The organism is Parabacteroides leei (assembly GCF_023369805.1).
Taxonomy (GTDB): Bacteria; Bacteroidota; Bacteroidia; order Bacteroidales; family Tannerellaceae; genus Parabacteroides; species Parabacteroides leei.
Map to the genome: position 1 here is coordinate 325,393 of NZ_JAMBQG010000003.1, position 15,600 is coordinate 340,992.

The 15,600-nt window shown below is 44.7% G+C and carries 15 protein-coding genes; 3 read left to right on the forward strand and 12 right to left on the reverse strand.

What is annotated here, in order from left to right; translation table 11 throughout:
- Window positions 1-68: 68 nt before the first annotated feature.
- Window positions 69-1,613, forward strand: coding sequence for a ClC family H(+)/Cl(-) exchange transporter (locus tag M1P97_RS07265; RefSeq protein WP_195372167.1), 1,545 nt, complete (start codon window positions 69-71; stop codon window positions 1,611-1,613).
- A gap of 58 nt (window positions 1,614-1,671) precedes the next feature.
- On the opposite strand, the gene M1P97_RS07270 is transcribed toward M1P97_RS07265, so the two are convergent.
- Complete coding sequence (locus tag M1P97_RS07270) at window positions 1,672-3,348, reverse strand: putative transporter (protein ID WP_195372168.1); 1,677 nt, start codon at window positions 3,346-3,348, stop codon at window positions 1,672-1,674.
- A 113-nt stretch (window positions 3,349-3,461) separates the two neighbouring features.
- Here M1P97_RS07270 and M1P97_RS07275 point away from each other — a divergent pair, with 113 nt between their 5' ends.
- Entirely contained in the window at window positions 3,462-4,271 is an 810-nt protein-coding gene (locus tag M1P97_RS07275) for a peptidylprolyl isomerase (RefSeq protein ID WP_249388719.1), read from the forward strand.
- Window positions 4,272-4,282: 11 nt separating this feature from the next.
- Window positions 4,283-4,690 carry a DUF6483 family protein gene (locus M1P97_RS07280; RefSeq protein ID WP_195372170.1) on the forward strand — a complete coding sequence of 136 codons (408 nt, stop codon included), beginning with the start codon at window positions 4,283-4,285 and terminating at the stop codon, window positions 4,688-4,690.
- Here the strand turns inward: M1P97_RS07280 and M1P97_RS07285 are convergent.
- From M1P97_RS07285 to M1P97_RS07335, 11 genes are all read right to left on the reverse strand, one after another.
- Entirely contained in the window at window positions 4,635-6,221 is a 1,587-nt protein-coding gene (locus M1P97_RS07285) for an NAD(P)/FAD-dependent oxidoreductase (protein WP_249388720.1), read from the reverse strand. The two genes, M1P97_RS07280 and M1P97_RS07285, sit on opposite strands and share 56 nt — an antisense overlap.
- Window positions 6,222-6,252: 31 nt before the next feature.
- Window positions 6,253-7,626, reverse strand: a complete 1,374-nt coding sequence (gene radA / locus M1P97_RS07290; protein ID WP_195372172.1) for a DNA repair protein RadA — start codon at window positions 7,624-7,626, stop codon at window positions 6,253-6,255.
- A gap of 34 nt (window positions 7,627-7,660) precedes the next feature.
- Window positions 7,661-8,617: a hypothetical protein gene (locus M1P97_RS07295; RefSeq protein ID WP_195372173.1), complete on the reverse strand. Its 957-nt coding sequence runs from the start codon at window positions 8,615-8,617 to the stop codon at window positions 7,661-7,663.
- Between the two features lie 35 nt (window positions 8,618-8,652).
- Window positions 8,653-9,198: a ferredoxin domain-containing protein gene (locus tag M1P97_RS07300; protein WP_195372174.1), complete on the reverse strand. Its 546-nt coding sequence runs from the start codon at window positions 9,196-9,198 to the stop codon at window positions 8,653-8,655.
- Window positions 9,199-9,233: 35 nt separating this feature from the next.
- Entirely contained in the window at window positions 9,234-11,354 is a 2,121-nt protein-coding gene (locus M1P97_RS07305; protein ID WP_249388721.1) for a KamA family radical SAM protein, read from the reverse strand.
- A gap of 429 nt (window positions 11,355-11,783) precedes the next feature.
- Window positions 11,784-12,245 carry a hypothetical protein gene (locus M1P97_RS07310; protein ID WP_195372176.1) on the reverse strand — a complete coding sequence of 154 codons (462 nt, stop codon included), beginning with the start codon at window positions 12,243-12,245 and terminating at the stop codon, window positions 11,784-11,786.
- A gap of 11 nt (window positions 12,246-12,256) precedes the next feature.
- Entirely contained in the window at window positions 12,257-12,664 is a 408-nt protein-coding gene (locus M1P97_RS07315; protein WP_249388722.1) for a D-Ala-D-Ala carboxypeptidase family metallohydrolase, read from the reverse strand.
- Complete coding sequence (locus tag M1P97_RS07320; protein ID WP_195372178.1) at window positions 12,648-12,860, reverse strand: hypothetical protein; 213 nt, start codon at window positions 12,858-12,860, stop codon at window positions 12,648-12,650. Before M1P97_RS07320 ends, M1P97_RS07315 begins: the two co-directional genes overlap by 17 nt.
- A gap of 4 nt (window positions 12,861-12,864) precedes the next feature.
- Complete coding sequence (locus M1P97_RS07325; RefSeq protein WP_249388723.1) at window positions 12,865-13,314, reverse strand: HU family DNA-binding protein; 450 nt, start codon at window positions 13,312-13,314, stop codon at window positions 12,865-12,867.
- Between the two features lie 190 nt (window positions 13,315-13,504).
- A complete protein-coding gene (locus M1P97_RS07330; RefSeq protein ID WP_249388724.1) occupies window positions 13,505-13,987 on the reverse strand; it encodes a hypothetical protein in 483 nt (160 codons plus the stop codon).
- A 229-nt stretch (window positions 13,988-14,216) separates the two neighbouring features.
- The gene (locus tag M1P97_RS07335; protein WP_249388725.1) at window positions 14,217-15,590 is read right to left on the reverse strand and encodes a BACON domain-containing protein; all 1,374 of its coding nucleotides are present in this window, start codon (window positions 15,588-15,590) and stop codon (window positions 14,217-14,219) included.
- Window positions 15,591-15,600 lie beyond the last annotated feature (10 nt).

Genomic DNA, 15,600 nt, shown 5'->3' on the forward strand with positions numbered 1-15,600 from the left:
TGACAATTGACAATTATTTGGTTGGAGATCAGAACCAAAACTAAACCAGGCTTGTTTTTATCGAGCTTATGAAGGTAAACTGGAGGATATTAAAGCTGAAACTAGTGGATGCCAGGCTCTATTTTGTGAGTCTCATCGTAGGATTGCTAACCGGCCTGGTAGCAGTTCCTTACCATTATTTATTGCAGCTGTTCTATAACTACCGGAAAGATTTTTTTGAATCTTCTCCTCCCTGGTATCTTCATATAATCGCTTTCTTCACTTTGTGGGCTGTGCTTATATTCGTATCAAAACTGGTAAGACATTGGCCTTACATAGGAGGTGGAGGCATCTCGCAAACACGCGGAGCAATCAATGGCAGGATCGTTTACAAACACTCGTTCCGGCAATTACTGGCTAAGTTTGCCGGCGGGGTACTAACATTAAGCAGCGGACTTTCCATGGGGCGCGAAGGACCTTCCGTACAAATGGGCTCTTATATAGGCGACCTGGTCGGCAAGTGGGGGCATATCCTGAGCGGAGAACGAAAGCAACTACTCGCTGCAGGTGCCGGTGCCGGACTGGCAGCGGCCTTTGCCGCACCACTGGCTGGCGCCACTCTGGTGATCGAATCGATCGAACGTTTCGACGCACCCAAAACGGCTATCACTACTATTCTGGCCGGAGTTGTGGCCGGTACGATTGCCAATATGATGTTTCCGATCAATCCTTATCATGAGATAGAGGCTATAGCTCCCGAACTTTCATTCTCTCTACAGATCAAATTGTTCCTGTTGTTTGCCGTAGTTGTTTCCATCTTCGGAAAATTCTACTCACTACTGATGCTTTATGTTAAAAGGTTGTTCCCTACCATCAAACAGCCCGAATATATAAAGTTGTTGGGGCTATTGATCATGGCGTATGTCATTTCGCTGACAATAACCGATCTTACGGGAGGAGGCGAACAGTTCCTGATGGAACAAGCATTGGGCGGTAAACAAAGTATATTATGGATTACCGGCATGATGCTGTTACATATGGTGTTTACGGTCTATTCCTTTTCTTCCGGATTACCCGGAGGCAGTTTTATCCCGACACTCGTCACCGGTGGTTTGCTTGGAAAGATATGTGCGCTTTTACTGGTGCAACATGGAATTATCGCTCCCGAAAACATCAGTTATGTGATGCTGGTCGGGATGGCCGCTTTCCTGGTGGCTGTTGTCCGTACTCCCATCACAGCTATTATACTGATAACGGAGATCACAGGGCATTTTGAGGTGTTCTATCCTTCAATCGTCGTCGGGGGATTGACTTACTACTTCACCGAACTATTAGAAATAAAGCCGTTCAACGTAATGTTTTACGAAGAGATGATCAAGAAGCCTCTCTTTCAGGAAGAAAAACGGCTTAGGCTGGATGTAGAGGTCATGACAGGGGCCTATTTCGACGGTAAAGAGACTGATACCCTGCATCTACCGAACAACTGCATTATTATAAATATCCACCGAGACCGCAAAGACTTCCCTCCTACCGGCCAAACTATCATGCCCGGCGACCAGTTAACCCTCGAAATAGATGCCCAGGATATCGAAAAATTATATGAGCCATTAGTTAGTATGGCGAATATCTATTAAATAAAAAAGGTGTCTGAAAACTATTCAAACACCTTTTTATCCTATTATTTATCCTTAATCAGGCAAAGAACAAAATCAATAACTGTGCCGTCAATACACGCAGGAACATTGTCAATGGATAGACAGTTGCATACCCTACGGAAGGAGCATCGTTTCCGGCTGTTGCATTCGAATAGGCCAGTGCAGGCGGATCGGTTGTACTACCGGCAATCAACCCCATTAATGTAAAGTAATTCACCTTACAGAAATAACGGCCGATACATCCGATGATCAACAAAGGAACTGTCGTTATGATAAAACCGTAACCGATCCAGGCAAAACCACCGTTATTCACAATCGTATCGACAAAGCCATCACCGGCACTGATACCGACACAGGCAAGGAACAAGGTGATACCGATCTCGCGTAACATCAGGTTTGCACTCTGAGTCGTATAGGTTATCAGTTTATATTTATAACCGAACCGGCTGATCAGGATAGCCACAATCAGCGGTCCACCGGCCAATCCCAGCTTTACCGGTTGAGGGATACCCGGGAATGTAATAGGTATACTACCCAACACAATACCCAGCGCAATACCGATAAAGATCGTGATCAGGTTCGGCTCGTTCAAACGTTTCATTGAGTTACCTAATACCTTTTCTACATTTGTGACAGCAGTCTCGGTACCTACTACATTTACACGGTCACCAACTTGCAGTGTCAGGTGCGGAGTAGCTACCAGATCGACGCCGGCACGATTGATACGGGTAATATTGATACCGTATAACTGACGTAGTTTCAGTTGTCCGAGACGTTTACCGTTCAACTCAGGCTTTGTAACCAGGATACGACGGTTGATGAACTGGCTTTCCATACGAATCCACTGTTTGCGTTCCATATCGATCACTTCGCCGACGAAAGTCTTGATGGTATCGGCATCCTGTTCGGTTGTAATTACAAAAACTTTATCGTTCTCATGCAATACGGCATTAGCTGAAGCTATTTCAATCTGTTTGTTGTTGTCATGCCAGATACGGGATATAACGAAATCACGATGTTCCAGCAAACCGGACAACTCCCCTACCGTTTTTCCAAATATTGCCGGATTTTTAACCACCAGGGAAATAGGTTTAGCCTCATTAGCATGAGATGAATCCTCATTATCCAGTTGTTCATTCTCCTTGTCGAAGTTCACACGGAATGCATAACGGATAAACATAATCGAAAGAATGATACCGATCACACCCAACGGATAAGCAACCGCATATCCCAGTGCTATTGTATTATCAGCTGTACCATACATATCGGAATATGCCTGTTGAGCAGCACCCAGACCCGGTGTATTTGTCACCGCTCCAGACAAAATACCAACCATTGTGGGCATTGGAATACCGGTTGTGTAATGCAAGATAACAGCTGTTACTACTCCCAGGAACACAATTCCGCAAGCTAGTAAGTTCAAGGTTATTCCTCCCTTCTTAAAAGACGAGAAGAAACCGGGTCCCACCTGCATACCCACAGAGTAAACAAACAGGATAAGACCGAACTCTTTAAAGAAGTGAATTACATTGTGGTTGATCGTAAAACCGAAATGCCCCAGAATGATACCCACAAACAAAACCAGTGTAATGCCCAGAGAGACTCCAAACACCTTAATTTTACCCAATTGAATTCCGGCCGCTATCACAAACGACAGCAACAGAATGGAGTGGCCAATGCCTTCTCCCCATAATAAATCATTGATCCAATTCATATTCTAATATTAAAAAACCTTGTCACTATTTAATAAAGTGGGCAAAGATAACCATTTAGTTTGTGTTTAACAACATAAATACTATCTTTACCCGGCAAATAAAAATAGAAGGCATGAATAAGATATACTACTTGGTTTTACTACTGTTCGCAATGTCAGGGTCACTTCACGCGCAAGGTGAAGGAAAGACAGTAACAATCCAAACGAATGTGGGGACGATGAAAGCTCGGCTATACGACGACGTGCCTAATCATGTCCGTACTTTCATCAACCGGGCACGGCAGGGTGAATTCAATGGTACGCTTTTTACCCGTGTCATCAAAGAATTTATGATACAGGGAGGTGCTCCCGACTCAAAAACAGCTCCCCCGGGTGCTCGTTGCGGTTTCGGCGACTCGTCTGCCGAGATACTACCGGAACTGAACAGTAAATATTTCCATAAAAAAGGAGCCTTGGCTGCTCCCCGCCAAAACGATGACGTCAATCCACAAAAGAAATCGGATATGTCGCAATTCTTTATCGTGCAGGGAAAAGTATACCGCAACGGAGAATTGGATACGCTGGAATTGATTGCAAACCAGAATATCCGCAAAAAGGCACTCGACGAATTTTACCGTCCGGAAGCCGTAGAGCTGAAAATGCTGAAACAAAGCAACAAACGGGAATACAACAAACGTATCACTACAATCAATGCTAAGATCGACTCCATGATACTGGCTACTCCCGGACATTTGATCTTTACCGACGAACAGCGGAAAGCTTATACAACAACCGGTGGTTGTCACCATCTGGATGGCATCTATACGATTTTCGGTGAAGTGACGGAAGGTTTCGATGTATTGGACATTATCGCCAATCAGCCAAAAGACCAGTATGACCGTCCGCAAAAAGATATTAGAATTATAAGTGTAACCGTAGAATAAACCCCATTCATATGCTAAAAAGAGATTTTATCATGGTACAGATCGAAGAACTGGGCAAAATGATCGCCCAGGTAATCTTCAACCGCAACAACAATACAACCGATAGAAACCCAGAGTTGATACAGGATGTTTACGATAACCTGAAAGTGGATCGTAACTATCTGATGACAACCGCGCCTGACGATATCCTCCGATTCCTCGACAACGAAGATCAAGGAGGCGTATTACGTCTCGAGATCGCGATCAAAACCTTGATCGAAGACGGCCTTCAACAACCCAAAGATCAATGTGAAATGCTTCTTCGCGCAAAGGAGTTATTGGAATATCTGCAAGCTCACGATACAACTTTCTCACTGGAAAGGATCAACCTACTGAATGATATTCAGCAACACCTTCTGCACAGCGTTCACCATCGATAGCCGCAGAAACAATCCCTCCGGCATAACCGGCTCCTTCCCCGCAGGGGAAAAGTCCTTTCAGGGTGATATGCTGATAGGTATCGCGATCACGAAGGATGCGGACCGGAGAAGACGTGCGGGTTTCTACGCCTATCATCAGGGCTTCGTTAGTCAGAAAGCCCCGGGAAGTTTTTCCGAAATGACGGAAACCATCACGCAGGCGGCTGGTTACAAATTCAGGCATCCAGAAATGAAGCGGTGATGCCAACAACCCGGGTGTATAGGAAGACTCCGGCAAATCGAACGAGTTTTTCTTCGTAACAAAGTCATTCATACGTTGGGCCGGTGCCGTCTGTTTCATACCACCATTCAGCCAGCATACTTCTTCCAGCCTTTCCTGAAAAGCCATCAATGCTAAAGGCGAATCGGCAGGAACCTTTATCTCTTCATGCTTCATCAGTTCCGGATAATCTTCTGGTCGGATCTCGACCACCATTCCGGAATTCGACCAGCGCGAACCTCGGTTAGACGGTGACATTCCGTTTACAACAACTTGTTTCGGACCGCTTGCCGCCGGAACGACAAATCCGCCGGGACACATACAGAAAGAATACACACCTCTTCCGCCAGCCTGCGTAACAAAGCTATATTCGGCAGCCGGAAGATACTTTCCTCTCCCCTCCCTACGGTGATACTGAATTTGGTCGATCAACTCCTGCGGATGCTCCAAACGAACACCTACGGCAATACCTTTAGCTTCGATAGGGATCTTTTGCTCATAAAGATATCGATAGACATCACGGGCCGAATGACCAGTTGCCAGGATAACCGGGCCAAGAAAGGTCTTTCCTGTATCGGTTTCAATACCGACAACTTCATTGCCTTTCAGGATCAGAGCATCCATACGGGTTTCAAAATGAACTTCACCACCACAACGGATGATCTGCTCACGGATATTTTCTATCACACGGGGCAATTTATCCGTTCCTATGTGAGGATGGGCATCTGCCAGGATCGATGTGCTGGCACCATGCTGACAAAAAACATTCAGAATCTTATCCACCGAACCGCGTTTCTTACTGCGGGTATATAGTTTACCATCCGAATAAGCCCCGGCACCACCTTCACCGAAACTGTAATTCGATTCACTGTTCACGACATGCTCACGACTGATCAACGCAATATCCTTCTTACGATCGCGTACATTCTTACCACGTTCTATGATAACAGGGCGCAAACCCAGTTCAATCAGACGCAGAGCGGCAAACAATCCTCCGGGGCCGGCACCAACCACAATCACTGGTTTACCGCTTGATACATCTTTATATTCCACCGACTGGTATTCTGCCTCTTCCGGTTGCTCATTAATAAATATGCGCAGTTTAACATTTACATAAATCGTACGCTGACGGGCATCGATCGAACGTTTCAATAGCCGTACAGCTTGTATATCTTTGAGAGGAGTACCGGTTTCCCGTGCAACGACTTGTTTCAGGGATTGCTCATTGACTGCTTCTTCCGGCAGAATACGGAGTTGTAATTCTTGTATCATTATTTATTTGCTTGTTATAAAGAGAAAACGATTATCCAAACAGATGACGGAAAGCCTCTTCCACTTTCTTCACCTGTATAATCTGTATTTTACATTTAGCGGTATCGAAACCTTTCAGGTTGTTATGAGGAATAATTATACGCGAGAAGCCTAGCTTCTCTGCTTCCAGGATACGTTGCTCGATACGGTTGACCGGACGGATCTCACCCGATAAACCGACCTCACCACACATACATACGCCTTGCTCGATGCTGATATCGAGACTCGATGAAAGCACGGCACTGATAACAGCTAAGTCAATAGCAGGGTCATTTACCTTTAAACCACCGGCAATATTCAGAAACACATCCTTTTGTATCAATTTAAATCCGGCACGTTTTTCAAGGACTGCCAGCAACATATTCATTCGTCGCAGATCGAATCCCGTTGCGCTACGTTGCGGCGTACCGTAAACAGCGGAACTTACCAATGCCTGAGTCTCGATCAGGAAAGGGCGAATCCCTTCGATCGCGGCGGCGATCGTCACGCCACTCAGCCCCTCATGATTCTGGGTCAACAATAATTCTGACGGATTGCTTACTTCACGCAAACCATTCTGCCTCATTTCATAGATACCCAATTCCGCCGTGCTACCAAAACGGTTTTTAATACTACGCAGAATACGGTACATATAATGTTGGTCGCCTTCAAACTGAAGCACCGTATCGACAATATGTTCCAATACTTTTGGCCCGGCAATACTTCCTTCCTTATTTATATGGCCGATCAGCAAAACAGGCACACCACTTTCTTTAGCATATTTCAGAATAGCGGCGCTACATTCACGTACCTGGGAGACACTACCGGGAGACGATTCCACAATCTCAGTATAGATAGTCTGGATAGAGTCGATAATCATTAAATCCGGTTGCACGTTACGAGCCTGTACAAATATCTGTTCCAGATTTGTTTCACATAAGATAAAACAGTCCGGATTTTCATGAGCCAGACGGTCGGCACGAAGTTTAAGCTGCCGGCTGCTTTCCTCCCCCGAAACATATAGTGTTTTCAACCCGTTCAGCCCCAAAACGGTCTGCAACACCAGGGTAGACTTGCCGATACCCGGCTCACCACCGATCAATACCAACGATCCTTTCACCAGCCCCCCACCGAGGACACGGTTCAATTCCTCATCTTTCAAATCGATACGGGATTCTTCTTCGGATGTGATGTCGCGCAGTAAGACCGGACGAACCTTTTCGTTGTCGGTTATTCCGGGAATAATACGTTTTGCCGAGGGCTCTTTAGTGGTGACGATTTCTTCCACATACGTGTTCCATTCACCGCAATTAGGACATTTACCGACCCATTTAGGAGAGTCTGCTCCACAATTGGAGCAGACATATACTGTTTTTGTCTTAGCCATACATCTTTAAGATTTGGCGTAAAGATAGGAAAAGTTAGCCAAATAAGTCGAGTGTAAGTTGTTTCTTCTCCGCTTCCAGCTTGCGCAGGTGACGCTTACCCTGTGGGGTAACGATTTCAAGTTTATCGAAACGGGTACGAACCACAGTAGTCACCGTATAGCTGACATTGATCGTTTCACCCAATTCGCTTAACTTACGTGCAATCTCCAATACACAGTCGATACACATGCCGCTGGTGAAAGATATCTTTTCATCGAACATCTGTTTCTTGAAATCTTCGTCGCACATATAAAAGTCGATCGTCTCGCCTCCTTTATTATAGATACCTTTCCAACGGTAACGGCTATCTTTCAATACAGGCGAAATGATTTCTATCGTCGCTTTATTATCTTTGATGGTAGGCAGATCGTCTGAACGCAGGATAAAGTAATCAAACTGATCACGTTTCACATCCAGAGAACCGGAGCGACTACCATTGTTTGCATTCAGTTCGCGTACAGTTATTTTTGTCACCTTGGGATATCCCTTCAACGCTTCATAAAAATTGGATTTACACTTACTGAACTTAGGCCATGAAGAAAGCAATTCAATCAGTTCATGAGGGATCCGGGCACCCGGATCTTTTAGTTTGAGCGAACGTTTCAGAAGTAGTATTTCCTTTTGCATTTTCTCTTCATCGGCATTCGTCCGGTCGGCAATAGGTTGCCCCCCTACCGACAGGGTCGGACGCGACAGAACCTGCATCAATATATTCAATACAATGGAAATAGCACGCGGACTTTCGCCAGCTATCGGCCATACTATCCGGTATCCACCTGCCAGCGGAACAGGTTCGCAATGAGCAGTCATCTTCACATCCAGCATATCGGCCAATACACGGATCATGGAAAGTATTTCTTTCTCACAACGGTGTTTAATCATAGCGTCCATATAGCTGGACTTATCGTTAAAAGAATAACGAAGTTCAAGTTTGTTTTCAAACTTTATCATAGAATCATCTTGTTATTTGTCCAAAATCCAGCTAATTACTTCACAGGTTGTTCTTTGGGTTTACGATCGAAGAACGGATTTTTAGAAGAGGCACTGACCGGGATAGCCATGACACACTTACTGTCTTCACCGAGCCAGCCCAAACGCTGTGCAGCCAAGCCGGCACTAAACATGACACGCGTATCCAAACGCAGGTCGGAAGCCGTAGCACAAGCTGATCCGATTGCAATACCCAAATCTACGGAATTAATAGCACATGGAACTTCTGCCGGTTTCTCTACACAAGTATCATATCCGCAATGTGCACAATTCAGTCCTTGTACCTGCTGGCGCGTACCGAGTATCACTACAGCCTCGGCACTCAGGATGTTATCCGCATCACGTAAGAAAAACTTTAATCCCGTCTCAGCAGCCACCTTAAGCATCTCTTCGGACAGATGCCGGATATCATCACCCGTTACCATTGCAATCTCTATAATGTCGACACCTTTCCCTTTCGGAGCCGTCCGGGCAGCCGTCATCATCTGACGGACAGCAGTTAACACATATTCGTGTCGTATCTCTCTTTCGTTTTGTATCATTTCTTTATTGGTTTAGCAGGAACAAAGATACACTTTTACTCGTTTTCAAGTTCAAGATTTGTCATCTTTTCTGTGATCTCAAACGGATAATCGGGATATTCATATAAACTGAAACGTGGTTCCGTGACGCCTTCGCAATAATTCCAGATACTACGGTATTCTTTCACATCCTCTCCCAATTCTTCCAACTGCCGGAGATAGGCTGCCACCGATTTATTCTCGACAATGAACACTTCTCCCATCTGATGAATGATCGGGCTGTGCCGACGACCGGTATCATGGTCGAACTTGAGGATACGCTTGCCTTCCGCTGTAAATCCTATTGTTTTAAATGTCATGCTTTTTCCGATTGCCGGTAAATTCAATACACTCCGGTCGGTTGCAGCAAATAATAAATGATTGTCTCTAAGGAAACTGATCAACTTTTTACCCAACGGACGCTTGTTTGTTACGATATCATCCAGTTCCTCCAGTTTATCTTCAGGAACATGACCGAATACCTTCTCTTCGTATTGTTCCTGCAATGAACGGCTGTTAGGTGTAAATACGGCATAGTTTTCGTTAAAGCCTTTCACAGAAAAGGTATAATAACAAATCACTCCGACGGAATTCAAAGTCTGGCGTAGCTTAGCCGTATGTCCCCGTCGGGATGCAGCTACCGTATAAACCAACTGGTTGGTAATAATCCATCCGGCATCAAGGATCGCCTGTATGGCTCGTTTAGCTTCGGGAGTTACTTCCAAAGGAGACTGGAAATGGGTCTGGATAATAAACTGGGAAACACCAACCGTAGATGCTTTGTCTTTAAACTCCTTGAGAATGGCAACCAGTTCGTCCGTTATACGCAACGGAAGATAGGCAAGCAAACGTGATCCCAAACGTACGCGTTGCAACTCGGCATATTTTTCACCTTTCGGACGTTCTTCGTTGGCTTTCCGTTTACGAACAGCCATTTTATATACTGCCTCCAATATCTTCCGTAGTGTAGCATTCTGACTCATCAGTGCATCTCCTCCGGTGATCAGGATATCTCTTAATTGAGCATCTTCTTCAAAATAGTGCATCAACCGGCGCAGCTTCTTATCCCAGCTTTCTTTTGCTTTTAATGCTTCGAAATCAAAATTCAAACGTTCACTTTGAAAATCGTACATTCGCTGACAGGAAGCACATAGTCCCCCACAAGCCCGGCCCATCGAATCCGGTATCAGGATAGCAACTTCAGGATAACGACGATGGATATTATGCCCTTCGGGCAGCAACCACCCGGCAGCATTGGGTTGCCCGGATACCACTATATCCTCTTTTTCCCATGCTTTGATACTTCCGTATGTCTCCACCAGTTCTTCAGAATACAGTATATACGACCGGATTGTCTCATCATCATATCCCTCTTTTCCCGGATTAAGCAACGACAGATAATAAGGGGTAACAAAGAATGGCATACCTTTTTTCCGGGCATGACCCAGCAATTGCATCATCTCCTCCGACAACGAATCGCCCAAAAAATAATTAAGTTCTTTGGGACCTTTGATGGCCATAGCCAAATGGAAACGTGCCGTATTCCACCATTCCTTCACCTGGTCATATTTCTCCTCCTCTGTCATTTCCGGAGAAAACTGATATCGGGACGATGGTGCGTTACGACGTTCTATTTTACGGATCAGTCTTCTGATTATCCGTTCTTTATTCGCTTCACGAACAGCTACCACTTCCTCATCCAACCCTGTCGGCCAACGACTCATTTGCCGTTTTACCTGCGAGCGGTCGGGAACTATTTCTTCCGGACGTTCCAGCAACATAAATTGATGATACAAATCGATGAAAAGATCGGGAGAGGCATTATCAGTCAGTTTCCCAGTCAATAACTGCCAGAAATAAGAAAAAGTATGTATAGACAGTTGCTCTCCCGTTGAGAGTTCATCCACTGTTGTCTCATCATAATCCAATAAAAGTAAAATACGCTTCGCCACGGCATTCCCCATATTACTGCCCCCTTCACCTGTTTCAAGCCGTGAAGAGACAAAAGAACGAAGAGCTTCTCTAAACAGCTCCACGCTCCAGCTCTCTTCCGCCATTGCTATCAAATGAGGAAAATCTCTGTTAAACACTTTTAGTAAATAAGAATTGTCGTACGTTAGTTCTTTTCTTTTAATCATAAACATCACTGCTTTTTAGATAGATTAGAATAATTCAAGTCTCAGATCGCTCATTCAAACGCGATTATATTATAAAGGATAGTTCATTTCCCGAATCACAAACAACAGACGAAGAAGCTTAGACTTTTACACTTGTCCACAAATATAACATTTTTCATTGAAAAGCAGCGCATATTCACTTTTAAAACATTCTAGTTTATGATGTAGCAGGATCAAAATGACATCTATTTTACTATTTAATTACACTCTGGTTTCACTTTCACCAGTTTCAGTAGCAACCAGCCATTATCTTTTTTACATACGTCTTGAAAAAAAGCGATAGCGCTTGCATTTATCAAATAGTATATATATATTTGTCACAAAGTAATATTTGAGGCTTAGGCCTCTCGTTTAAGGTTAAGGTATTGGTCATTATAAGAATAAAAAAGTCTACTTGTGAAAGTAGACTTTTTTATTAACCAATATCCACCCCATCACCAGCAAAACAACGCCTCCCCACCAAAAAGACGATAAAACCTTTGTCACTTTAGAAGTAACCACCTTTTCTTTATTAACAGAAATATCTTCTTCTTTATTTATTTTACCCGAAATAACACTAAGTTCTTCTGTTTCTTTATCTCCTTCTAACCTCGTTACTGAACGGATATATTGTCTTTGTAAACTATCAGGTGGAAAAAGTTCGATATGTTCAAGACGAAGCTTTTGTTGACAAGTGGCTTGGAGTTGTTGCGATAAAGAAATGCTATCGGAATGAGTAATGGTCTGGGTCAAAACAGAGCTACGCAGGATACGCTGTTTGTTACTGAGTCGTCCGGTATGACAACCAGACGACAGGAGTAAGATAGACAGCAGAATAATAATAGTCAGGAAACACTTTTTCTGATACTTCATACCTAATTCTTTTACCTGTATAATATTTGACGTCTTTGTTTGCCATTCACTTTGTAAGACAAATGAAGGAAATGTTTTTTACGGTAAAGAATAGCCTGGTCGAAAGACAATCCGCTTTTCTTCAGTATATCCAAAAGAAGATAAATATCCGGCACATAACAATCGGCTGCTTCTCCTTTCACATGCTGACTGGAACGGACACCACCGGCCAGACGGTTTACCTCCAGACTGCGATAGCCGCTAGTGATAGCAATGGGTTTGTTATAAGCAATACGGAGGGGTTGAAGAAGGCATTTCACCAGTTCTCTAATAGCATCGCGAGCCTCTTCCGGAGGATCATTTCTCAAACCGTTCAGTACAGCAATGTTGCTGTAAGTCATTTCCTCCCATGTAAAATCTCTGCTAATGTTCTTTTTCATCTTTTATTTGTTTTATTTTGTATGAATAATCGACGCCAAACAGGGCGCCGGCAAAGGTGCTGATCTCACCAAAAGCAACGAGTACGCTATTGTGGATCTCTCCGGCAGGGGCTATCCAAAAACCGGAGAAGAGAAGAACAATCCCACTCACAACGAGTAGGATTGCCATTAGTAACTGAACCGTCAACCGCTTCATCTGACTACTCGATTACCGGACGATCGTCATCATCTCCACCGCCCGTATTCGGTTTGTTTTCTTTCTTGTCCGATTCCTCTTCAAACTTCGTGATCTCGTTCGACCAGCGCAAGCTCGCCCCCGGTGTAAATACAATACGTGCCTTTTTGATTTTAGAAGCATTGAACTCGTCAGCATTCTCCGTACCGGTAGATCTCACCGACAAACGGAAATTACCGAATTCCCCTACCTGTACGATATTTCCCGAACGAAGTTCCAGCCCCATAGCCCAGTTCAACGAGTCGAGTATCGCCTTTACATCCGCGCTCGACATAGCAGAGCGGTTAGAGATCAGCTCACACAACTTTGCCATATCGCAATAGCCTGATGCCTTAGCCATTGCATAGGTTTTCACTTTGTCCTTGTCTTCCCCGAACATGATCTTTCTCTGTACTTTCTTAAATTTTAATGCCATAATTTTATGATTTAAAATGTTACGTACTCTTTCTTGAGCACAATACAAAGGTATTACGGCAGAAAACGGAAGAATTCCTGAACAAAGACTAATAAAAAGCTGATAATCTGATGTAATAAACAAAAAAGTCACATTTCCGCGAACAAATTCAGGAAAGCAAATGAGATGTTTTTTATAACCTTTTAGAAAACTAATCACTTTCCACCTTCACCTTTCCCATCAGGGCAAGGAACTCATTCAATGTATCTGCGTCAGGTTGGGAGTGGCAGAGGTAGTTGTCCAGCGTTTCCAGTTTATAAGGGATGGAGAATGCCAGTAAGAGGCTGGAGGCTAATTGGTGGTACATGACGCGACCCCGGTGGTCGGCATTTTCAAATACGTATAATAAAGGAAGAAACAGCTCGGGGTTGTGTAAGGTGTAGCGGAGTTTAGCTAAGGGAGTATAATTTAGCAGATAATCGATATATAATTCGCGGTCATGCTTCAGGTAAGCGGCTGTAAATTTTCGAAACGGACCGGGCAGCTGGTCGTAATAGCCGAAGGCCAGGCGGCAGAGGTTCAGGCGATACTGCTGACGAAGAGGCTCTTCGAGAGTTTTCAACTTAGTGTCGAACGATGCAGGAGGTGGTGCATTGCCAAACAGCAACTGCATCTCTTTCAATAGCTTTTTCATGACCTAATCCCTCAAACAAACGCAGTAACTTACGGGACAACAGCGGTTCGCACAGATAAAATGCCGGATAACAAGGGAATGATTAGCCCTCGTTATCCGGCACACTATTTTCTTCAGATATTATTTGCTTGCGGGATTCAGGCTCTCCAACAAAAACTTTCAGGGTTTAAACTTTACACTGGTGCGGGCATTTATCATACAGGGAACAAGTACCTCCTGAAAGAAATGGTTAATTTATATCACTGACACACCTGACATGAAGCGATTGCCACGTGCCGCCATAGTCGTTTAGGCCAGTGGTGAACAACACTACTCCATGAGTTTGGACATTGCCATAACTACTCCAGTAATAGTAGTTGAGGAACGGTGCGCCGTAGAGCTGGGTGTCAGGCTCGTTATCTGTAGCATCAGAGTTAGCTCCTTTAGCCTTATCCCACATGGTATACAACTCGATCTGAGTTGGTAAACGCCAATTGGAAAGCCCCCCCTCAGAAAGATTCTTACAATAATCCCGAGCTACAAAATCGGCACCGTCTAGATAAGGTACACGGTGCGGGAATTGCGTACTCTGTACTTGGAGACGATAACTTCCGATCATAGTAGGGGTTCCCCAAGTAAAATCGACACCGGGGTGATTGTCTTTGATCCACTGACCTCCATCACCATCTATATCGAACGGAGGATATTTAGACTCTGCAGCATACTTCGTCAATATTTCCTGGTTTATCGTTAATATCGGATTGGCTATTTGCTTGACGGCAACCATCTTTTTATGGTCACCACCCGGGACGGTTATGTTAAATGTATCGGTGCGCGGCGGCCCGAAATTCTCGCGGGCTGAAAACGCTATATTCTGATTCTGACCGGTTACATCACCATTAAAGAGTAGCGGAGCTATCTGTTTCGCTCCATCATGCGGGTTAACTTCCCATGTCAACCCCTTTGTCCCCTTTATAACAGCATTAAAGGTTGTAGCCGTAAAGTTAATTTCCATGGTTGAAGGCGAAATGAGCTCAAAGGTAGAACCCAGCTGGCTCACGACTATCTTTCCCTTGGGACCGGACTCGGGGTTACCTGCTTCAACGGTAATACCTCCCGACCGGAGGGTGGAGTTGGGATTGGCAACTACATCAAAAGTGATAGTCTGGGACGAACCCGTTGTCGGCGTGCCTGAACCGCCACCCTTTACATGGAGCCAGGTGTCGGCTCCAACACTTGTTCGCCAGTCCAGACCCGGCGTAGCTGTGAATGATCCGGTCAAGTTGAGAGCACCCTCGGCGACTATATTATTTAACACCGTGCAGTTGGTTACTTTAGAACCTTTCTGCACGACAGATGCCTCTTTATTAAGCCCCGTATACGTGTTGTCGGCTATAGAAGCACCCGCTTTCAGCACGATTCTACCTTCACGCAATGCGGCAGACGGATTCGCTCCGTCAGCTTTTACTTTCAGGGTTTGCTGCTGACCGGTTGCTTCACCTTCGGTTGCGAGATTTTCAGGTGCAAAGATGATCCACCCGGCACTGGGGACAGCTGTCCACGGCAACCCTTTGGTAGTGGTAAAAGTGGCCGAACTTACGGTTTCACCCGCTTCACCCAGCAAGATATTGTTG